This window comes from Pseudoalteromonas sp. 0802 (genome assembly GCF_013350085.1).
Classification (GTDB): Bacteria; Pseudomonadota; Gammaproteobacteria; order Enterobacterales; family Alteromonadaceae; genus Pseudoalteromonas.
In genome coordinates this window covers 71,698-92,259 of sequence record NZ_JABVXE010000001.1, presented here as the reverse complement: position 1 = coordinate 92,259, position 20,562 = coordinate 71,698, and the positions used below count along the sequence as shown (strand labels likewise).

Here is a 20,562-nt window from a genome sequence, read left to right as displayed (position 1 = left end):
AACACTGAAACAAAAATAATAGGTGCACCATGAAGGTAATCTCATTTAACATTAACGGCCTGCGCGCTCGTTTACACCAATTGCAAGCCGTAATTGATAAACATCAACCAGATATTATTGGCTTACAAGAAATCAAAGTACATGATGAGGCCTTCCCTCTCGAAGATGTGCAAAAAATGGGTTATCACGTTTATTTTCATGGTCAAAAAGCGCATTACGGCGTGGCTATGTTATGTAAACAAGAGCCGAAATCAGTAGTTAAAGGCTTTGCAACCGATACCGACGAATCACAGCGTCGTATGATCAGTGTTACCGTGACACAAGAAAATGGTCGTGACCTAACGGTGATGAATGGCTACTTCCCGCAAGGGGATAATATTGCCCACGAAACCAAATTCCCTTATAAGCGTCAATTCTATAAAGATTTAATGACTCACTTAGAAGATAACCACACGCCAGAGCAAGATGTTATTGTGATGGGCGATATTAATATTTCACCAACCGATCTCGATATTGGTATTGGTGAACCAAACCGTAAGCGCTGGTTAAAAACAGGTAAGTGTTCTTTCCAACCTGAAGAGCGTGAATGGTTAAGCACGTTATTAAACTGGGGCTTTAAAGATACCTTCCGTGAACTTTACCCAGAAAAAACCGAGCAATATTCGTGGTTTGATTACCGCTCTAAAGGTTTTGATGACAACCGCGGTCTGCGTATTGATGTGATCTTAGCAACCCCTGCTCTTGCTGAGCGTTGTGTTGAGTCTGGTATCGATTACGAATTGCGTGGTATCGAAAAACCATCTGATCATGCGCCAATTTGGTCAACATTTAACGCATGATAGACACTATGCAATGGCAGCTCCCATTGTGGAGCTGTGTGGCTATAATACTTTGGCTCAGCTTTGATAAACAAAGCCTGTCACATTTGCTGGCAACACCGATAAGACAAGTGGGTGTGCTCGCATGTGCCCTTGTACTTGCGGTACTGTGGCGCATTAAAGCGGGGATATTACCTGGCCTCGAATTGCATATTTTGGGGGTCACTGCAGTGACCCTAATTTTAGGTTGGCGACTGGCAATTTTTGCAAGCCTTCTTGCAAGTTTACTCTTGGTATTAGTCGCTCAGTTGCCAGTATCAATACTGCCAGTGCATTTATTGTTTACTGCTTTTTTACCAATAACATTGAGCTATTTGTGTTTTGTGCTTTGCTATAGCTACCTGCCGAGACACTTTTTTATTTATATCTTTTTATGCGCGTTTTTAACCGCTGCTGTTATCGCCTGTATTAAAATACTTACCAGCGGTGTGTTTTATTACTTGCTTGGTGATTACAGTTTTATTGAGATTTCAGAAAACTATCTGATCCTGTGTGCCATAATTTGGTTTCCTGAAGCAATGCTCAATGGCATGGCCATTACCTTGATGATCACCTATCGCCCTCATTGGGTTAAAACCTTTTATGATAAGGACTATTTAGACTCATGAGTCTTCACTATCACTGCCCGCTTTGCAAACTTGAACTTACTCTAAACGACAAAACTTACCGTTGTGACAACAACCACAGTTTTGATATCGCCAAAGAGGGTTATGTCAATTTACTTCCCGTGCAAAATAAAAAGTCGAAACAACCGGGCGATAACCTTGAAATGGTGCAAGCACGCCGCTCATTTTTAAGTGCCGGGCACTATTTGTTTTTACAGCAAGCTTTAGCAGAGCTAGTGGCCTCTCTCGAACCAAGTTCAGTGATTGATTTAGGCTGTGGTGAAGGCTTTTACACGCAAGCTATTGCAGCGCAGTCGAGTGCCGATGTATATGGTGTTGATATTTCTAAGCCCGCGGTAAAATACGCCGCTAAGCGTTACGAAAATGCGCATTTTAGTGTCGCGTCGATTAGCCAAGCCCCTTTTGCAGATGCGCAGGCTGATGTGCTTGTTAGTGTGTTTGCCCCTTTATTTGCACAAGAACTTGCTCGCCTTGCCAAACCGCAAGCTAGTTTAATTGTTGCAAGCCCTGGCCCTTGGCATCTTAAAGAGTTAAAAGCGTTTATTTATGCCGATGTAAAACCGCATACAGAGATAGAACCACCAGCAGGCTTTAGCAAAGAGTCGATAAACTTGTTAGAGCAACAAGTGCTGTTGTCTGTCGATGAGATAAAACATTTAATTATGATGACGCCGTTTGCGTGGAAGTTTCGCCCAGAGCATTGGCAGCAGATAGAGCAACAAGGCCCACAAAAAGTAACGTTATCGTTTTATGTGAGCCAGTTTGTTCGCAATTAGAAGTGTTCTTTAGTGAAGGCTTTATCCATTTTTTCGAACATATCTTTTAATAATTGAGCTAAGTCAGTGTAGCGTGGTTTTTCAGTCGTTAATTGTGACTGATAACCATGCGCCTTCATTTTACTGTGCAGCTCTGTGTACCAACTTAGCATTGCTGGCTCTAAACGGGTTTCTGCACGGCGGCCTAGCCACAACAAACCTTGAAGTGGTAGTGATAAAAAGAAAAGCGCGATAGTGATAGCTTGTGGAAAATAATCACTACCTAAGTAATTAACTTGCATAAAAACGGTCAGCATTGCCAATATTGGCATCACTGTAATTGCCAGTTCAGTGGCCTTGATCACTCTAAATTCGGCAAACAATGGAGCGAGCTCTTGTCGCATCGGCCATTTTTTAGCGTACTGACGACCTGTTTGCACTTGTGACATGACACCTTTTTGCATCATCACTCCTAGGGTCTTCAACTTGTTTCACAACCGAGTGTAACACACTCCCGGATACAATCCCTGCAAAACCTGTCCTAGTTTTAATACCAAATTAATGGTTAGGAGACTAACGTTTAAAGTCTAAATGAGATAAAATGTTATCGGCTTAAGTCAACCAGACTTTAGTATAATTACAGCCTAGCTTTGTTAAGTGTAGCAACAAAATACTTATTTACTATACTGGCAAAGAATTCTAATTATCAAGCCTTAATATACACTGACTGATATCGTACTTTTAGGACCTAGCTATGTCGACGCCCCTTTGCTCACCACAACATGTTTTAGTACTTAACTGTGGTAGTTCAAGTTTAAAATTTGCCATTTTAGATGCCGCCACTTCTGACGAAGTTATTTCTGGTTTAGCTGAGCGCCTTGGCTCAGATACGCCTTCAATCAAATATAAATATAATGGTGAAAAACAACTTATTGAGCTTGCAAAGGGCCAAGCCCACGATGCAGCAATTGCTGAGCTTGTGAAGCTAGTTAATGAGCTAGACCTTGCAGATAATTTAATTGCTGTGGGTCATCGTGTTGTGCACGGTGGTGAGCATTTCACTGAATCTGTGCTTATTGACGATGATGTACTTGCAGCTATCGAAAAAACAGCGGCACTTGCACCACTTCATAACCCTGCCAACTTATTGGGCATTCGTACTGCACAGCAAGCGTTCTCAGCGCTGCCACAAATTGCTGTGTTTGATACGGCATTTCACCAAAGCATGCCAAATCTTGCTTACTTATACGCCCTACCTTACTCGCTTTATAAAGAGCACGGCGTAAGACGTTATGGGTTCCATGGCACGAGCCATTATTATGTTGCAGGTGAAGCTGCAAAATTATTAGGCAAAGAGCGCGAGCAAACCAATGTGATCAGTGCACATTTAGGTAATGGCTGTTCTGTATGTGCGATTAAAGATGGTAAGAGTGTTGATACCAGTATGGGCCTTACACCGCTCGAAGGCTTAGTGATGGGTACCCGCAGTGGTAGTATCGACCCGGGTTTATTCACGTTTTTAACTCAGCAACTAAATTATTCAGTGCAAGAAATTGATGACTTACTTAATAAGCAAAGTGGCTTGTTAGGTATTAGTGAATTATCAAATGACTGTCGCACTATTGAAGAAGCCGCCGTTGAGGGCCACCCACAAGCGAACCTTGCACTCGATATTTTTTGCTACCGTTTAGCAAAACAAATCGCAGCATTTTTAGTACCTGTACAACGCCTTGATGCACTTATTTTCACCGGTGGTATTGGTGAAAACTCAGATATTATTCGTGACAAAGTAATCACTCAGTTAGGCTTTTTAGGCCTTGAGTGTGACGAAGCTGCAAACTTAGCGGCACGTTTTGGTAAAGAAGGCTTAATCTCAAAAGGCCAAGCGCATGCTAAAGCGTTTGTGATCCCGACTAACGAAGAATGGGTTATTGCTAACGATGCAGCCCGCATTGCAAAGGAGGGTTAAGTAAATGGCACGTAGAATTATGTTGATCCCTATTTCGACGGGGGTTGGTTTAACATCTGTTTCTGTTGGTTTAGTGCGTGCACTTGAGCAAAAAGCGCTTAAAGTGAACTTTTTCAAACCAATTGCACAGCCGCGTTCTGGCGATACAGGTCCTGAAAAGTCGACGCAAATTGTCACCCATGGCTCGCCAATTAATCCGCCGACACCATTTGAGCTTAGCTATGCAGAGCAAATGATTGGTGATGGTAAAGGCGACGACTTACTAGAAGAAATCGTAGAGCGCTTTGAAAGCACTATTAAAGAAGACGAAATTGCTATTATCGAAGGTATGGTGCCAACACGCCGTCAGCCTTATGCAGGCCGTGTAAACCGTGAAATCGCGCAAACACTGGGTGCTGATATTGTTTTTGTTTTAACGCCTAGTAACGATAGCAACGACCAAATTGAAGACCGTTTAGAAATTGCCTCAGGCAACTATGGCGGTGTTAACCACCCTCGCGTGTTAGGTTGTATTTTCAATAAAGTTAATGCCCCTTTAGATGACGAAGGTCGTGCCCGTGCAGACCTTGTTGAAGCTCATGAACCTGAGCAACTTGAAAACGAATTAAACCGTTTAGCATCATTGCCTATTTTCAGAAAACACCCATTTAAGTTATTAGGTTCAATCCCGTGGGATTTCGACCTAGTAGCACCACGTGTACGTGATTTATGTGAATACCTAAAGGCTGAAGTTATTAATGAAGGCGACATGGCTCACCGTCGTTTACGTCGCGTTACTTTCTGTGCTCGTACTGTATCGAATATTTTAAGCCACTTTACCCCGGGTGCATTACTAGTTACTCCGGGCGATCGCTCTGATGTACTCGTTGCTGCTTGTTTATCAGCCATGAATGGTACCAAGCTTGGGGCTATTTTATTAACCGGTGGCTTTAAGCCTGAAGATCGCATCATGAAATTGTGCGAACAAGCTATGAATACCGGCCTGCCGATTCTGGCAACAGAAGAAGATACGTGGCGCACGTCTTTATTACTGCACAACTTCAATATGGAAGTACCGTGCGATGATGACCAACGTATCGATAAAGTAAAAGATCACAACGCTAGTAACATTGACTCTGACTGGTTAGACAGCCTTGCAAAAAGTGTTGGTCGTACTCGTAAAATGTCTCCGCCAGCGTTTCGCTTCTTACTAACAGATAAAGCCCGTCAAGCGAAGAAAACGGTTGTTTTACCTGAAGGTAATGAGCCGCGCACGATTAAAGCCGCAGCAATTTGTGGTCAACGTGGCATTGCAAAAACAATCCTACTTGGTGACAAAGAAGAGATTTTGCGAATTGCTGAGCAACAAGGTGTTGAGCTAAACGATAATGTAACCATTGTTGAACCAAGTGATGTGATCAACGATTACGTTGCGCCTATGGTCGAAATTCGTAAAAGCAAAGGCTTAACAGAAGTGGTTGCCCAAGAACAATTACTTGATAACGTGGTACTCGGCACAATGATGCTTGAGCAAGGCAAAGTAGATGGCCTAGTGTCGGGTGCTGTTAACACTACAGCCAACACGATACGCCCACCGCTACAGTTAATTAAAACTGCACCAGGTTCATCGTTGGTATCATCAGTGTTCTTTATGTTGTTACCTGATCAAGTTCTGGTATACGGTGACTGTGCTATCAACCCTGACCCAACAGCAGAGCAACTGGCCGATATCGCGATTCAATCAGCGGATTCAGCGGCTGCGTTTGGTATTGAACCGCGTGTTGCAATGATCAGCTACAGTACGGGTACTTCGGGTTCAGGTGCTGACGTAGAAAAAGTGCGTGAAGCCACTAAGCTTGCCCAGCAAAAGCGCCCTGATTTAGTGATTGATGGCCCGCTTCAGTATGATGCTGCAATTATGGAAAACGTAGCACTTAAAAAAGCACCTGACAGCCCGGTTGCAGGTAAAGCAACAGTGTTTGTATTCCCAGATTTAAATACGGGTAATACAACTTATAAAGCCGTACAACGTAGTGCTGATTTAATTAGTATTGGCCCTATGCTGCAAGGTATGCGTAAGCCGGTAAATGACTTGAGTCGTGGTGCATTAGTAGACGATATTGTTTACACCATTGCCCTTACAGCGATTCAAGCTAAGCAAGTTGAAAGCTTACAAAATTAACCCTTCAAAATTTAGGCTAATTTATAAAACCTTTATAAATTAGCCTATTAGCTTCTTTATACTGACCTATTCCCATATTTATCCACAGATTCTGTGGACAACCTCAACAGCGATATTGAGTAAAACCTCAGCAATCAAAATTATTGCGCTTTATCTTAACTTTGTTTACCTATACTATAAATTCAAAGGCTTCAAAGATAGGATCGCAGATGTCAAAACAAACGTTACAACTTCATAGTGAAGAACTTACCATTCATAGTTTAGATGTCGATGCGACGATTGATCCTGCCTTACTCCAACAAGCTATTTTCTTTATTGCAAAAACGGCTGATGAGCTGTCTATTGTCTGCCCTAGTAGTTTCCAACTCGACAGTCTTGATCAAGAAACCGACTGGAAAGCACTGGAAGTCATTGGCCCACTTGGTTTTTCGTTAACTGGTATTATGGCGAATATTTCTGGCGTACTAGCAAAAGCGTCGATCTCGATTTTTGCCCTATCAACCTACGATACTGATTATGTATTGGTGAAAAAGCAAAGTATGGCCAAAGCTATTACAGCCCTCAAGAAAGACGGTTACCATGTGCTAGGTGATGTTAAATAAGCCATGACTAACGAAGTTCAATACTTACCCGAACGTAGCCTTAGAAAAGCGCGCTGCATGGCCATTAAAAGCCCATTTACCGGGCGTGTAAAAAGCATTAGCGAGCACCCTGAACCATTTTTTCGTTTTGCTACCCTTGGCCCAGGGATTAGTGTTGAACTAACTAGCCACAACATCATCGCGCCATTCGATGGCACCCTATTACAAGTTAAAAATGCCGGTAAAGAATACATTTTACAGGCAAAAAACGGTTTAAAAGTTTTATTAAACTTATCGTTTTCATCGGTTGAAGAACATATCAATCACACCAATATTGCTAAATTAAACGGCAGTAAAATTAGCAAAGGTGAACGATTAGCCTATTTTGATTTACGCGAGCTGAGCAGCCCTATGCTTGGCACACTGTGCGTTCTCAATAGCCAACACCTTGGACCCCTATATTATTCACTATCTCAGGTCACTGCTGGGGTAGACACATTACTCACTGTAACTAAAAAGTAGAATTTATGACTATCATGTACGGTATCAGCAACTGCGATACAATCAAAAAAGCCAAGAAATATTTAACTGATAACAATCAAGAATTTACTTTCCATGATTACCGTAAAGACGGCATTAGTGCTGAGCTAGTTAACGAATTTGCAGCGCACATTTATTGGCAAGATTTAGTTAATAAACGCGGCACAACTTACCGTCAATTATCTGATGAGCAAAAGCAAAGCCTAGATAAAGAATCTGCATTAGCATTGCTGGTTGAGCAACCTGCGATGATCAAGCGCCCGGTACTTGTGCATAACGGCCAATACCACTTGGGTTTTAAAGCCGCTCAATACGATGAGATCTTTGCCTAATGACTCACCCTGTTATTGAACTTGCTCAAGCGCTTATTCAGCGTGAATCAGTAACGCCTGAAGATGCTGGTTGCCAAGCGTTAATGAACGAACGCCTTGAAAAACTAGGCTTTAATATTGAATCACTGTTTTTCACTGATACCTTGAATACTTGGGCTCGTAAGGGCGATGCGTCACCGCATTTTTGTTTTGCTGGTCACACTGATGTTGTACCAACAGGTCCTGAAAAAAATTGGCAGCACCCGCCTTTTTCTGCACTGGTAAAAGACGGTATGTTACATGGTCGCGGCGCAGCCGATATGAAAGGCTCTTTAGCTGCCATGGTAGTTGCCACAGAGCGTTTTGTGACTAAACACCCAGATCATAAAGGGTCAATTTCGTTTTTAATTACGTCTGATGAAGAAGGCCCGTTTATCAACGGTACAACCCGTGTTATCGATACTCTTGAAGCACGTGGTGAGAAGATTGATTTATGCCTAGTTGGCGAACCATCTTCACGTGATGTACTTGGCGATGTAGTAAAAAATGGTCGTCGCGGTTCTTTAACTGGCTTTTTAACTGTTAAAGGTGTGCAAGGCCATGTTGCTTACCCGCATTTAGCGCAAAACCCGATTCATTTAGCAGCACCTGCATTGGCTGAGCTGAGTCAAACCGAGTGGGATCAAGGTAACGAATTTTTCCCTGCAACGAGCTTTCAGGTTTCGAATATTAACGGTGGCACTGGTGCCGGTAATGTGATCCCAGGTGAGCTTGAAATTCAATTTAACTTTCGCTTTAGCACCGAAGTAACTCACCAAGAACTACAACAGCGAGTCGTAGAAATTGTTGAGAAACACAACCTGAATTACGAGCTAAATTGGATTGTAAATGGACTGCCGTTTTTAACCGATCATGGCCCGTTAGTTGATGCCACCGTGCACGCTATTAAGCAGGTGACTGGACGCGACACCGCGCTTGAAACCACCGGCGGTACTTCTGATGGTCGCTTTATCGCACAAACGGGTGCCAAGGTCATTGAGCTTGGTCCTCGTAATGAAACTATTCATAAAGTAGATGAATGTGTTAGCACCGATGATTTAATTCAACTTGCTGATATTTACGAAGTCATATTAGAGCAACTGCTTACATGAACCAAACCGAGCTTAAACAATGCGCCACGGGGTTAAGTAGCTCACATTTAGTTGAGCAACAAAATCATCGCTTGCATCGTGATATTGTTAATGATTTTTTAGCTCTGCAGCAAGGAGCAAAAGAAGCTGGTATTGATCTAACAATTGCCTCAAGCTTTCGTGACTTTCATCGTCAAAGTGCTATTTGGAATGCTAAATTTCAGGGCCTTCGACCAGTTTACACCCTTGAGCAACAAACGGTAGATTTAGAAAGCCTAAGTGATACTGAAAAGTGCCACGCTATTATGCTTTACTCGGCACTTCCAGGGGCAAGCAGACACCACTTTGGTACCGACCTCGACATTTACGATACCCGCCCTATTGACGATGATTACCAGCTGCAATTAACGCCTGATGAGTATTCGCCCACAGGACCTTTTGCCAAGCTTGCTGCATGGCTTGACGATAACCTAGAAAAGTATGGTTTTTATCGCCCTTATAAAGATTACAAAGGTGGGGTTGCCCCTGAACCTTGGCATATCAGCCATATTGGTGTATCTGCAAAGATGATGGAGCATTTGTCAGTTGCAACATTACAGCAATGTATTGAACAAAGTGAGCTCAGCGGCAAACAAGCGATACTAGCTGAACTTAACACTCTGTATGAACGCTACGTATTAAATATTAATACGCCCTAATTTTAGCCATTAAAAACACCAGTACAGCGCCAAGAATTAAGGCGCTGGCTAAAACTAAACGCGCTGTTAATTGCTCATCTAAAACCACCACCCCAGCTAATGTGGCAAGCACAGGCACGGTTAGCTGCACCACCCCTGCTTGGCTACTTTTAAGCCTAGGTAGTGCAATGTACCAAATGCTATAGCCAAGCCCAGATGCAAGCGCTCCAGAGGCTATCGCTAAATAAACCCCACTAGCAGTAATACCTTGCCAATCAACCACGGCTAGAAACACTAAAATTGGCACGAGTATTAAACTTCTTAGAAAGTTAAAGCTGGTTGCTTGCAACGGTGAGCTGCATGATTTTCCGCGAATACTGTAAATACCCCATGCCACGCCACTTAACGCCATAAGCATTGCTGGTATGAAAGAAGGCACTGTGGCTGAGGGCAGCATTAAGTAAATAAAACCCGCAAAAGCAACAAACAAAGCCCCCCACTGCACTTTACTGAGTGGTTCTTTATTTAAAACACTATGGCCTATCATGGTTAACTGTACTGCCGAAAATAAGATAAGTGCGCCTGTGCCTGTGTTTAAATCAACATAGGCAACTGAAAAGCACAGCGCGTAAACAAATAAACTAAGGGCACTGATATTGTTACCTTTATCGGTTAAAGGTTGTGCTGATTGTGATTTTGATCTCAATAAAGTTGTTTGCCATAAAAGTAAGCCAAGCAACATAAACGCCCCGCTGGCTAAGCGAATAGCAGTAAAACTTAACGGATCAATATCACCACTTTGTAATGCCATCCGGCACAGCAAAGAGTTAGCTGCAAACGCACAAAGTGCAATCAAGGTATACAGTATGGTGCTCAACAAATGAGTTATCCTTTTGGTTTTAAAAAAGATAAGACCTAAAATTAGACAATTAACTTACGATTTTTTACATAATTTATCATAGAAGGTTAAGCCTCGTATGCTAATCTCAGTACATTGTTTAAAAGGAGTGTTCAGTGCATCGACGTTTATTTATTGGAGCTGCTCTACTGTTATCTGGTTGCAGTACCATAGGTATTACTGATCTATTCCAAGATTATGCGACGCAGCTAAGACCTGTGCGCCAAGCTATTTCTCAAAATAACATAGCAAGTGCGCAGCAACTTTTGCCAAGTAACAGCCGAGGCCATAGTAACTATTTGTTAAATCAGCTTGAAACGGCCCGTCTTGAGTTTTTGGCTAAACAAAATTCTCAGGCCAATGAGACCTTTGAAGCTGTTTATCAAAATATGGAAAAAAAGCGTCAAGCAGCCAAAGTACAACTAAGTGCAGGCCTTGAACAAACAAATTCATTATTAACCAATGACTCAGTGATTGGTTATGAGCCAGCAGCCTATGAAATGACCATGCTGCATAGCTACAAAGCACTGAGTTATGTATTTGATAAGCAACTTGAATCTGCATTAGTTGAAGTTAGACGTGCAAATAAAGTGCAAGAAGATGCACTAAAAGACAACCAAGCTGTACTTGATGAACAAGCAGAAAAGGCAGCCGAAGGCTACCCTGATATGGCTGAGCTAATTGGTAATGTCAAAAATGGCTTTCAAAATGCCTTTACGTTTTATTTGTCTGGCCTACTTTATGAGGCAGATAAACAGTTTGATGATGCCTATATCGATTATAAGAAAGCACTCGAAATAAATAGCGAAAATAGCTACTTACAGCAAACAGTGTTACGCCTTGCCAAAAAACAAGGGTTTGATCAGGACTTTGAAGAATTTAGCAAACGCTTTGGCAAGCTAAAGCAGACTCAAGCAAACACGGGCCAAGTAATTGTAATTGCAGAGCAAGGGTTGATACCAGCAAGGCAAGAGTTTCATTTACGGTTACCCATTTATACCTCCCGTGGTGATGCACGCTTTTACAGTATTGCCATGCCAGTTTATCGCGATGCGCCCTATGCGGGCAGTGATAAAACCGTGAGTCTCGGTGGCGAAAATTTGCCACTTACGCCCATTGTTAGGCTTGAAGCGTTAGCAGCAAAAACTTTGAAAGATCAAAGTACTGGCAGAATAACCCGCCAAGTAATGCGTTTGGTAGCAAAAGAAAAGATGCGTGCAGAATTGGCAAGAAGCGGCGGCGATGTCGGTAATATTTTAGCGAATATTTATAACATTGCATCAGAGCAGGCTGATACGAGAAGCTGGTCGACTTTACCAAGTCAACTGAGTATTGCACAGCACGCGATGCCAGCAGGTCAGCACGCTTTAACCGTGCCAGGGCATGGCGAAATAGACTTTACGGTTAGTAAGCAAGGGTTAACCTTGATTTTTCTAACCTCTATAAATAACTACTACGACACACATGTCGTACAACTCTAGGAGCAATGATGAAATACTTAGTGCCACTATTAACCATTTTACTTGTTGCGGCTTGCTCCTCACGCCCTACCACTTCTGGCATTGGTGTTGAGCAGGCATCACAACAGTATAACCAACAACTGATTGTTAATAAACCAGAACTTGGCAAGAAATTAGCCATTACAGATGTAAAAACACGCCAAACAAATGGCTTAACAGATGTTGTTGTGACACTGGCAAGCCAGTACAAAAAGTCTCAATACTTACAGTATCAATTTACTTGGTATGACGCTGATGGCTTTGTTATTCGCGTCAACCACTCACCTTGGCAACCTATTACATTATTTGGATTTGCCAAGACCCAATTACCGGGCCTAGCCCCGACAGCAAATGCTGTCACCTTCTCGCTTGCAGTGCGTGAAGTGTCAACAGAAGCACAAGAATTTGAAGATTAAGGATACTACAATGAAATTACTTTCTGTTAAGTCGGCTGCGGCCGTTGCAATGACAAGCGCTTTATTGCTGTCTGGTTGTGCTAATAAAGCCGTTGTTAGCTATGGTGATGCGCAAGCTGTTGAAACCACAGATATCAACTTTGGCTCAACGGATCTACAAAAAGTAGCAAGCCAAATGACAGACTCGTTACTTGCTTCACCTGTGGTTGGTACCATGACAGCAAATACCCGCCCTATCGTGTTTGTTGAGCGTATTAAAAACAAAACGAGCGAGCATATTGATACTGAATCTATTACTGATTCAATCTCAACACAGTTATTACGCAGTGGTAAGTTCCGCTTTGTTGATATGACCCGCGTTGAAGCTGTGCGCGAGCAACTTAATTTCCAAAACGTTGACCCACTTGTAAACCCAAATACCGCTATTGCTTTTGGCCAGCAAGTTGGTGCGCAATATATGTTATACGGCAACTTATCGAGCATTGTTAAATCAAATGCTGACAAGGCTGATGTGTATTATAAATTCACTATGCGTTTAATGGATTTAAAAAGCGGCCTAGTTGAGTGGGCTGATGAAACTGAAATCCGTAAAACACGTGAGAAATCAACTTTTGGCTGGTAGTCAGGAGGGTTTATGAAATACCTAGTAGCAATCCTTGCAAGCTGTTTATTACTGAGCTCGCCTAGTTATGCTGATTATCAGCGTAACAAAGCAGTACCTGTACAACAGGTGTTGTTTGGCTCAGTACAGTCAGTGCGAACAATTACTGAACAAGAGCTGGTCAGAGATAAAACCAACGGCTGGGAAACGTTTGGAGGTGCGCTAATTGGCGGTGTTATCGGTAATCAGTTTGGTGGCGGCAGTGGCCGCACTGTAGCAACCATTTTAGGTTCGATGATTGGTGGCTCTGTTGCTCACAACCGCCAACAAAACAGTCACGTTATACAATATCAGCTCGTTGAATTAATGATCAAAGTAGAAAGCGGCGAACAATTTATGGTTGTACAAGATAAAGACAACCAAATGCTGTTTAACCAAGGTGATAAAGTACGTTTGGTGTACCTCACCGATAACACAGTGCGTGTTGATAAAGCTTATTAAAAAAGCGAGCCTCGGCTCGCTTTTTTTTAGCTTTGTCGATAATCAGCGAAGAATCGCTGCATCTTACTCATGGCTTCTGTTAAATCATCTTTGTTTGGTAAAAATACTAATCTGAAATGATCAGGATCAGGCCAATTAAATGCGCGACCATGCACTAATAAGATTTTCTCAGCTTTGAGTAAATCTAAAATCATGCGCTCATCATCTTTAATGTTAAAGTGCGCCGTATCCACTTTCGCAAATGCGTAAAGTGCCCCTTTAGGCTTTTTACAGCTAATACCATCAATGGCATTTAAGCCACGCCATGCAATATCACGCTGCACATACAATCGACCACCAGGGTTTATCAAGTTATCGATTGACTGCACACCGCCTAAAGCTTGTTGAATAGCATACTGAGCAGGCACATTGGCACATAAGCGCATTGATGCCAGCATATCTAGGCCACGGCTTAAGTCGTCCATCATGCTAGTACGACCGCTTAAGACCATCCAGCCCATACGCAATCCCGCAGCGCGGTACGTTTTTGCTAGGCCATTAAAGGTAATAATTGGCACATCATCACACAGCGCACCAATCGAGCTGTGGCTGACACCGTCATACAAGATCTTCTCGTAAATTTCATCGCTCAGTAACAATAACTTGTGCTCGCGAGCAATATTGATAAGTTCCATCAACAGATCATCACTATACACCGCCCCTGTTGGGTTATTCGGGTTTATAAGCACCAACGCTTTGGTCTTTGAGGTGATCTTCGATTTAATATCAGCAATATCAGGGAACCAATCTTGTTCTTCATCACATAGATAATGCACAGGGTTACCCCCTGCTAATTTAACCGATGCTGTCCATAACGGATAATCCGGTGCAGGAATAAGCACTTCATCGTCATTATCAAGTAATGCTTGTGTGGTCATTTGAATTAATTCGCTGACCCCATTGCCGATATAAATATTATCGACATCAAGATTAAATAATCCTCGTTGCTGATAGTGTTGATAGACAGCCACACGGGCTGAGTAGAGGCCTTTAGAGTCACAGTAGCCTTGGGCTGAATATAAGTTACGAATGATATCTTTGTGCATATCTTCAGGCATATCAAAGCCAAAGGCAGCTGGGTTGCCAATGTTTAGCTTTAATACTTTTTGCCCTTCGTCTTCCATTTTTCGAGCTTGTGCAAGCACAGGCCCACGTATGTCATAACAGACACCGTCTAGTTTGTGACTCTTTTTGATTTGTGACATGGTTACCTCTACTAATTAGCCTTAAGACTAACCCAGTAAGGGGCCACCACGCCAGAGGATTATTGCGGTTATAACTGAAATAAATTCAAGTTTTTAGCGAGTAGCGAACCAAGCTTGTAATTTTTCTACAGAACCTGAAACTTGTTCATCAAGGGTTTGTGATTTTTCTTGTGCAGTGGCTACATCACCTTGGTTCAAGGTCAGTTCAATTTCTTGCGCAAGCGATGATAAACTTGCAGCACCAAATTGAGCTGCATTTGATTTTAAACTGTGTGCATGCCTTGCAGCTGCTTCGTTATGTGAACCAAGATTTGCAAGTACTTCAGAACCTAAACGCTGAAATTCACTACAACAAAAGGTCAAGGTGTCGGCAAATTGGTCACCTAAAAGTGATTCCATCCCTTCAAGTGCACTCTCATCAATTGTGATTGTCGTCATCTTTATCCCTTAATCAAAAACGTAATTATATAAATCGCAACTTTAGCCGTTCATAGCTAAAAAGCAAACCTGCTTTGCGAGTTAAGCTCATGTATACTAGGCATAGTTTTGATTTACACCTGAGTTCGTATGGCTAGAGAATTGTGCTCACATTGTGGCTTTTCAGTTAAAACCTGTTTATGTGATTCAATAAGCATAATCAATAATAAACTAAAAATCATTATATTACGCCACCCTAGTGAGGAAAAAGTTACTAAGAACACCGCTAATTTACTGAATTTAGGCTTAGATAATTGCCAGATCCTTGCGGGTGAGTCAGAACAAGACTTTTTACAGCTTGCAACATTGCCAAAAGCAACAACTGCGGTACTCTATCCTGCTGATAATGCATTATGTTTAGATGAACACACAGCCACTACAGATGCTTTAAAACAGTCTTTAACTCATTTAATTGTAATTGATGGTACGTGGAAAAAAGCCTACAAAATGCTGCAATTAACTCCAAGCCTTCAGGGGTTTCAGGCTGTGAGTTTTAAGCAAATACCACAAAACAAATACGTCATTCGTAAAGCACCACGCGCAGATAGTTTATCAACTTTAGAAGCAGTGGCTCATAGCCTTAAACTGATTGAAGGCCTTGATGTAACACCGCTATACAAATTATTAGCAGCACTGGTCGATAAGCAAACCCAACATATGCCAGATGATGTTAAGGCACGCTATTTATAATGCGTGTATCAAAACGACTTAGCGCGGGTTTTCACCGTCAGGGACCAGATTATCGCTTTGATGATCAGGTCGATTTTGACGATATTCGCGATACCTTTGGTTTTCGTACTATGGTGGTTGGCAATTGGGTTAATAAGCAAGAGCGGCTATTAGCGGCGAATTTAATTTACGATGCCTTAGCTGATCTTGCGCAAATACTGGCTTTACCCCCAACGGCAATTGGCCTTAGGGGTAAGCTTAATTTTGCCTTTGGTCATGGTGGGCAAAAAGGTGTGCAGGCTCATTACAATGCCCACAGTCAAACCCTTGCGCTAGCAAAAAATGCCGGTGGTGGCGCTCTCGCCCATGAATGGTTTCATGCGTTTGATCACCATATTTGTCAGCATTTATTTAAGAGCAGAAAGAGTATGCAATTTTGCTCAGCACTGTGGCTCGAACAGTCACCAGATTTGAGTCATCCACTTAATCAACACTTAAATGAGTTTTACCATCAGGTATTTTTAGACACATCAGGTGAAAATCCAAATGCGTTCGTGAAGCAATCTATCGCTTTTGATAGGCAAGTAAAGCAACTTTATATGAGTATGCCTGAAGAACTAGCGGCTCGCTGTTTTGAAAAATGCATTGCCATGCACCCTGATATAAAAAATAGCTTTTTAGTGAGTGGGTTATCGACAAGTGGCTTAATCTACCCAGATGAGCAGCATACAATGCGCTGCTTTTCAGCACTGCTGAATTACTTTAATCAGTTAGGTTCGCTGTTGCATCAAGGCTAATTTCAACTTTCTGCACCTCGCTTATCCAAGTTAAGTAATCATCTGCACAAAGCGGTTTTGAAAAATAATACCCTTGTCCAAATTGGCAGCCATAACTTTGCAGCATTGCTAGGCTTTGCTCATCTTCAATACCCTCAGCAACAACATGTGCACCCAAAGTAGTGGCGATATCACAGGTAGCCCGGCAGATACTCTGATCGTTAACTGAAAATGGCAGGTTTAACACAAATTGTTTATCTATTTTAACTTCATCAAAGCCTAGCTGGCTCAGATAGGCAAGCGATGAGTAGCCAGTACCAAAATCATCAATTGCAAGCTTTAAGCCGATTAAACGGTAGTCATCAAGTGTCGCTTTAATTTTTTTACTTTCTTCTAAAGTGGCTGATTCTGTCAGCTCCAACATCACAGATTCAGCCGCTACTTTTTGCTCATTTAAAATAGTGATTAACAGCACGGGTAAGTCTTTATTTAATAAATCTTTTGCTGAAATATTTATAGAAATAACGTGATCGGCTATCAGTTTGCAAAACTTTGCTTGCCACTCAATGCCTCTTTCAACAACCCATTCAGTTAACTGATTGATCACACCGGCTGACTCTGCAATTGGAATAAACACATCAGGGCTTACTGCACCAAAAACGGGATGCTGCCAACGCAGTAATGCTTCACAGCCAACAACTTTGCCTGTTTTTAAGCAAATCTGTGGCTGAAAATGCAAGCTGAGTTGGTCTTCATCAATCGCTATTTTAAGCGCTGCAGCAATCGATAACCTTTGCTCAGATAGGCGTGCAGTTTCTGAATCAAACATGCGCCAACGCTCACCTTGTAAACGCTTTTCAGACATTGCTTGTATCGCACATTGGAAAATTTGTTTCGCGGTATTACCGTGCATTGGGTAATAAGCAACGCCGATATCAACACTGTCGACTAAATTAATTTCTTCATGGGTGAGCCCTTCTTCAAACACACCATGGATCAAACATGCAAACTGCTCAATGTGACTTAGTTCAAGCTCTCCCATTATTAGACAACCAAATGTGTTATCATCAACATGTGCAAGCCAAGCACTTCTACTGGTTTGGATTTCAAGTTTTAGTGCATTCATACTCTGCAACTGAGTATTTAAGATACTTAATCTTTCATTGATACAAATATTGGCCTGTTCAAAGCCAAAGGTAGAACGGGCATTTGAAAGTACATGAGCCTTAAATAATAAAACTGAGAAGTGTTGTTTCTGCGAAACTTTTTTCACTATCTGCGCGAGCAAAAATTGCTTATTTGGCAGTTTAGTATCTGCATCATGCAGCATAGAATAATTAAATGCTGATATTTGCTGGCGATCTTTTAACAACAGTACGGAACATATCGCCAACGAAGTGAGCAGCAATATGGTGTTATGGACACCATGATAACCAATCCCAAATCCATTCCAAATAACTAGACTCAGCACTTGAATAACAATAGTTAAAAGCATAAAAACACGTAGGTGGGTTCGGCTATTTTTACGCCCCATTAAACTAAAAAATAGAGCACCAGCAAAACTCAAGAATCCAACGCAAGAAACGATAAATAACCACTGGCGATTGAACTGTGGTTGAATTGATGACAGTAAAGCTGCAATAAGCAAACATACAATCATTGCTTGCCATGCTTTTTTAAAAAGAGGTTTGTATGTATGAATGGCTAAAAAATGATATAAAAAGTAGCTAACAAAACACAGTGCAAATTCATTAACCGGCCATTTTGCTTCCCAATCTAAGCCATCAACTAGATAGTTGATTAAACCGTTATCTATGAGAAATCCGACCGTAACAAGCAAAAAGTAGGCACTTAACACCATATACTTTAGTTGCTGAGAGACAAAGAAATATACTGCGCACACGAACATGCATAAAATTAGCACGCCTAAAATTGCGCCATAGCTTAAAATTATTTGATGTAAATTGGTTTCAAAAGTTTTAGCAGAGACCACCCCAACTTCTATCGTCAATGCCCTATCGTGCTCAAAGTTAACCAATGCCCAGCGATGGCCCTGACTATGCTCTATTAACCAATACGGTCTCACATTTGATAAGCTTTCGAGTGAAGCGAGTCGCTGATTATTGGTAGCCTGATAGTTTTCATCTAAAAGATAAAATTTAGCCCAGCTTAAATTAGGCTCACCAAGATACACAACATAATTTTTATTGTCGGGTAGTTGGAATAAATCGATTATTAACCAATGAGATGTTTGCGGGGCAAGGCGAATAGAGCTGCTTTCGAGTGCATTCAGCTTTTTAGCATTTTGTAGTGATTGTTCCAAGGATTCACTTAATTTGGCAAGTGGCTCAGCGGAGTCAAGCAGCCAAACTGACGCACTATCACTGGCAGCAAAAGTACTTACGCTGTGTAACAACACACAACACAGAAATACGAGCAATTTTTTTATAACCCGATGGACTTGCTTGCCAATAAAGTGCATTTTAGCTCCGTGCTTTAAACACCAGCTAAAAGTATGGGAGGAATACGCTTAAATTGCCAATTATGCAGGCTTTTATTAGGTAAAAAGTTCAGTAACAAAATGTTATGTGGCCCGAAAGCCACACAAACTCTAATTATTTATTATCATCACTGATACGACTTGCAACCGCCGAATTTTGATCTTTATATTTTGCGTCTTTACGAACGTTGTATGGGTTTTCTGCAGGGCTTGTCATGGTTTCAAAGCTCATAGCACCAATTTTCATCATTGGGCGTAAAGCCAATGGCAATTTACCTGAGTTATAAAACTCTAACACGATATTACCAGACCAGCCTGGATCAATACGATGTGCTGTTACATGAACCATCAAACCAAGACGTGCTAACGATGAGCGACCATCTAACCAACCAACAATATCTGCTGGTAATGTTACTTTTTCGTGGGTGATAGCCAGTGCCAATTCACCTGGGTGGAGGAAAAATGCTTCTTCTTCAGCAAGCACAATTTCATCACTCATAATTGATTCCATCGCCTTGTTAAGCTGATCTTTTGGACCACTTAAGTCAACATAGGCTGCGGTATGATCTTGGAAAACTCGAAACTTGTTGCCCAAACGCAAGTCTACCGTCACACCTGAAATCATTTCTTTACTCGGTGTTGGCTCAATAACAATGCGGCCTTCGTCAATATACTGCTGAATATGGGTATCTGATAATCTCATTTATTATTCTACCTAAAACAACTTAAACATATGATTTTAAGCTGAAAAAACACGCTAAGCTCTAGTTGAAACACAACAAAAGTCGAGTGTGTATCAGTAAAGCCAGATGGGGTGGATATAGTGTGACATATATTACACAAATCAACAGCGTGTTGCGCGAATAATTCTCAACAAAATAAGATAAGCCATCTCAGGTAATAAGATCAGTGATTTCTGATTTATCTAAAGTACTGGGTTTTGTTTTAATTACGCGATTACAAGGAGAATGAGGATAAGTTGTTATGGATTACGTTATTTTATCCGTAATAACATTGCCAGCATGCGTTGTAGCAATTTTAATAGCCAAACACTATGCTAAAAAGCACGATTTATGGCATGGCTTTCTCGTTTTTGTCGGTTCACTACTATTAACTAGCTGGTCGGTAGTGGGCTTAGTTGCTAACGAAACGTTCTTTTTCCCGCTACCTTCATTACTCACTATTGCCTTTTACTTCTACTGTTTTGGTGAAACCGATATTGTGTTCATGCCTAATTTATTAATTAATCCTGGCATTGCTATTTTCTGCTATTTTTTTGGTTACTTACTTTATCGCAAGAAGCCTCTTTAAAAACGTCTTAATTATCAGATTTAAAATAAAAAAAGCCGCTCA

At 41.6% G+C, this 20,562-nt stretch carries 23 protein-coding genes; 17 read left to right on the top strand and 6 right to left on the bottom strand.

Going from position 1 to position 20,562, the window contains the following annotated elements; all coding sequences use genetic code 11:
• The first annotated feature begins 29 nt into the window (after window positions 1–29).
• The 3 genes from xthA to HUS61_RS00440 are packed head-to-tail and all read left to right on the top strand — an operon-like array spanning window position 30 to window position 2,280.
• A complete protein-coding gene (xthA, locus tag HUS61_RS00450) occupies window positions 30–839 on the top strand; it encodes an exodeoxyribonuclease III (protein WP_054552965.1) in 810 nt (269 codons plus the stop codon).
• Entirely contained in the window at window positions 836–1,486 is a 651-nt protein-coding gene (locus HUS61_RS00445) for an energy-coupling factor ABC transporter permease (protein WP_175078162.1), read from the top strand. The genes xthA and HUS61_RS00445 overlap by 4 nt, the downstream gene beginning before the upstream one ends.
• Complete coding sequence (locus HUS61_RS00440) at window positions 1,483–2,280, top strand: putative RNA methyltransferase (RefSeq protein WP_175081777.1); 798 nt, start codon at window positions 1,483–1,485, stop codon at window positions 2,278–2,280. The genes HUS61_RS00445 and HUS61_RS00440 overlap by 4 nt, the downstream gene beginning before the upstream one ends.
• On the opposite strand, the gene yfbV is transcribed toward HUS61_RS00440, so the two are convergent.
• Window positions 2,277–2,723, bottom strand: a complete 447-nt coding sequence (yfbV, locus tag HUS61_RS00435; RefSeq protein ID WP_130166284.1) for a terminus macrodomain insulation protein YfbV — start codon at window positions 2,721–2,723, stop codon at window positions 2,277–2,279. The two genes, HUS61_RS00440 and yfbV, sit on opposite strands and share 4 nt — an antisense overlap.
• 290 nt (window positions 2,724–3,013) lie before the next feature.
• On the opposite strand from yfbV, the gene HUS61_RS00430 reads away from it, so the two are divergent.
• The 7 genes from HUS61_RS00430 (at window position 3,014) to HUS61_RS00400 (ending at window position 9,649) form a co-directional block, all read left to right on the top strand.
• Window positions 3,014–4,228, top strand: a complete 1,215-nt coding sequence (locus tag HUS61_RS00430) for an acetate kinase (protein WP_175081776.1) — start codon at window positions 3,014–3,016, stop codon at window positions 4,226–4,228.
• Between the two features lie 4 nt (window positions 4,229–4,232).
• Complete coding sequence (gene pta / locus HUS61_RS00425) at window positions 4,233–6,389, top strand: phosphate acetyltransferase (protein ID WP_175081775.1); 2,157 nt, start codon at window positions 4,233–4,235, stop codon at window positions 6,387–6,389.
• Window positions 6,390–6,598: 209 nt separating this feature from the next.
• Window positions 6,599–6,991: an ACT domain-containing protein gene (locus tag HUS61_RS00420; protein ID WP_175081774.1), complete on the top strand. Its 393-nt coding sequence runs from the start codon at window positions 6,599–6,601 to the stop codon at window positions 6,989–6,991.
• A gap of 3 nt (window positions 6,992–6,994) precedes the next feature.
• Window positions 6,995–7,492 (top strand): PTS glucose transporter subunit IIA, encoded by a 498-nt coding sequence (locus HUS61_RS00415; RefSeq protein ID WP_054561267.1) that lies wholly within the window; start codon window positions 6,995–6,997, stop codon window positions 7,490–7,492.
• A 5-nt stretch (window positions 7,493–7,497) separates the two neighbouring features.
• Window positions 7,498–7,842, top strand: coding sequence for an ArsC family reductase (locus HUS61_RS00410; protein ID WP_175081773.1), 345 nt, complete (start codon window positions 7,498–7,500; stop codon window positions 7,840–7,842).
• A complete protein-coding gene (gene dapE / locus HUS61_RS00405; RefSeq protein WP_175081772.1) occupies window positions 7,842–8,972 on the top strand; it encodes a succinyl-diaminopimelate desuccinylase in 1,131 nt (376 codons plus the stop codon). Before HUS61_RS00410 ends, dapE begins: the two co-directional genes overlap by 1 nt.
• Window positions 8,969–9,649: a M15 family metallopeptidase gene (locus HUS61_RS00400; protein ID WP_175081771.1), complete on the top strand. Its 681-nt coding sequence runs from the start codon at window positions 8,969–8,971 to the stop codon at window positions 9,647–9,649. Before dapE ends, HUS61_RS00400 begins: the two co-directional genes overlap by 4 nt.
• Here the strand turns inward: HUS61_RS00400 and HUS61_RS00395 are convergent.
• Window positions 9,636–10,505, bottom strand: a complete 870-nt coding sequence (locus tag HUS61_RS00395; protein ID WP_175081770.1) for a DMT family transporter — start codon at window positions 10,503–10,505, stop codon at window positions 9,636–9,638. The two genes, HUS61_RS00400 and HUS61_RS00395, sit on opposite strands and share 14 nt — an antisense overlap.
• Before the next feature lie 137 nt (window positions 10,506–10,642).
• On the opposite strand from HUS61_RS00395, the gene HUS61_RS00390 reads away from it, so the two are divergent.
• Genes HUS61_RS00390 through HUS61_RS00375 form a run of 4 tightly spaced genes read left to right on the top strand, consistent with a single transcriptional unit; the run spans window position 10,643 to window position 13,543 of the window.
• Complete coding sequence (locus HUS61_RS00390) at window positions 10,643–12,007, top strand: COG3014 family protein (protein WP_175081769.1); 1,365 nt, start codon at window positions 10,643–10,645, stop codon at window positions 12,005–12,007.
• Between the two features lie 8 nt (window positions 12,008–12,015).
• Window positions 12,016–12,441 carry a YcfL family protein gene (locus HUS61_RS00385; RefSeq protein ID WP_175081768.1) on the top strand — a complete coding sequence of 142 codons (426 nt, stop codon included), beginning with the start codon at window positions 12,016–12,018 and terminating at the stop codon, window positions 12,439–12,441.
• 10 nt (window positions 12,442–12,451) lie between these two features.
• On the top strand, window positions 12,452–13,063 hold the full coding sequence (gene lpoB / locus HUS61_RS00380) for a penicillin-binding protein activator LpoB (RefSeq protein WP_054561262.1): 612 nt from the start codon (window positions 12,452–12,454) through the stop codon (window positions 13,061–13,063).
• A gap of 12 nt (window positions 13,064–13,075) precedes the next feature.
• A complete protein-coding gene (locus HUS61_RS00375) occupies window positions 13,076–13,543 on the top strand; it encodes a glycine zipper 2TM domain-containing protein (protein ID WP_175081767.1) in 468 nt (155 codons plus the stop codon).
• Between the two features lie 26 nt (window positions 13,544–13,569).
• Here HUS61_RS00375 and HUS61_RS00370 read toward each other — a convergent pair whose 3' ends face one another.
• Window positions 13,570–14,787, bottom strand: coding sequence for a pyridoxal phosphate-dependent aminotransferase (locus HUS61_RS00370; protein ID WP_054552951.1), 1,218 nt, complete (start codon window positions 14,785–14,787; stop codon window positions 13,570–13,572).
• A gap of 93 nt (window positions 14,788–14,880) precedes the next feature.
• Window positions 14,881–15,225 carry an Hpt domain-containing protein gene (locus HUS61_RS00365; protein ID WP_175081766.1) on the bottom strand — a complete coding sequence of 115 codons (345 nt, stop codon included), beginning with the start codon at window positions 15,223–15,225 and terminating at the stop codon, window positions 14,881–14,883.
• Window positions 15,226–15,354: 129 nt separating this feature from the next.
• Here HUS61_RS00365 and HUS61_RS00360 point away from each other — a divergent pair, with 129 nt between their 5' ends.
• Together HUS61_RS00360 and HUS61_RS00355 are read left to right on the top strand one after the other, a co-directional pair.
• A complete protein-coding gene (locus tag HUS61_RS00360) occupies window positions 15,355–15,954 on the top strand; it encodes a tRNA-uridine aminocarboxypropyltransferase (RefSeq protein ID WP_175078152.1) in 600 nt (199 codons plus the stop codon).
• Entirely contained in the window at window positions 15,954–16,730 is a 777-nt protein-coding gene (locus HUS61_RS00355) for a CLCA_X family protein (RefSeq protein WP_175081765.1), read from the top strand. The genes HUS61_RS00360 and HUS61_RS00355 overlap by 1 nt, the downstream gene beginning before the upstream one ends.
• On the opposite strand, the gene HUS61_RS00350 is transcribed toward HUS61_RS00355, so the two are convergent.
• Together HUS61_RS00350 and dcd are read right to left on the bottom strand one after the other, a co-directional pair.
• The gene (locus HUS61_RS00350; protein WP_175081764.1) at window positions 16,696–19,191 is read right to left on the bottom strand and encodes an EAL domain-containing protein; all 2,496 of its coding nucleotides are present in this window, start codon (window positions 19,189–19,191) and stop codon (window positions 16,696–16,698) included. The genes HUS61_RS00355 and HUS61_RS00350 overlap by 35 nt on opposite strands.
• A gap of 133 nt (window positions 19,192–19,324) precedes the next feature.
• Window positions 19,325–19,912, bottom strand: a complete 588-nt coding sequence (gene dcd / locus HUS61_RS00345; protein WP_055021131.1) for a dCTP deaminase — start codon at window positions 19,910–19,912, stop codon at window positions 19,325–19,327.
• A 281-nt stretch (window positions 19,913–20,193) separates the two neighbouring features.
• On the opposite strand from dcd, the gene HUS61_RS00340 reads away from it, so the two are divergent.
• Entirely contained in the window at window positions 20,194–20,520 is a 327-nt protein-coding gene (locus tag HUS61_RS00340) for a hypothetical protein (RefSeq protein ID WP_175081763.1), read from the top strand.
• Window positions 20,521–20,562: the final 42 nt, after the last annotated feature.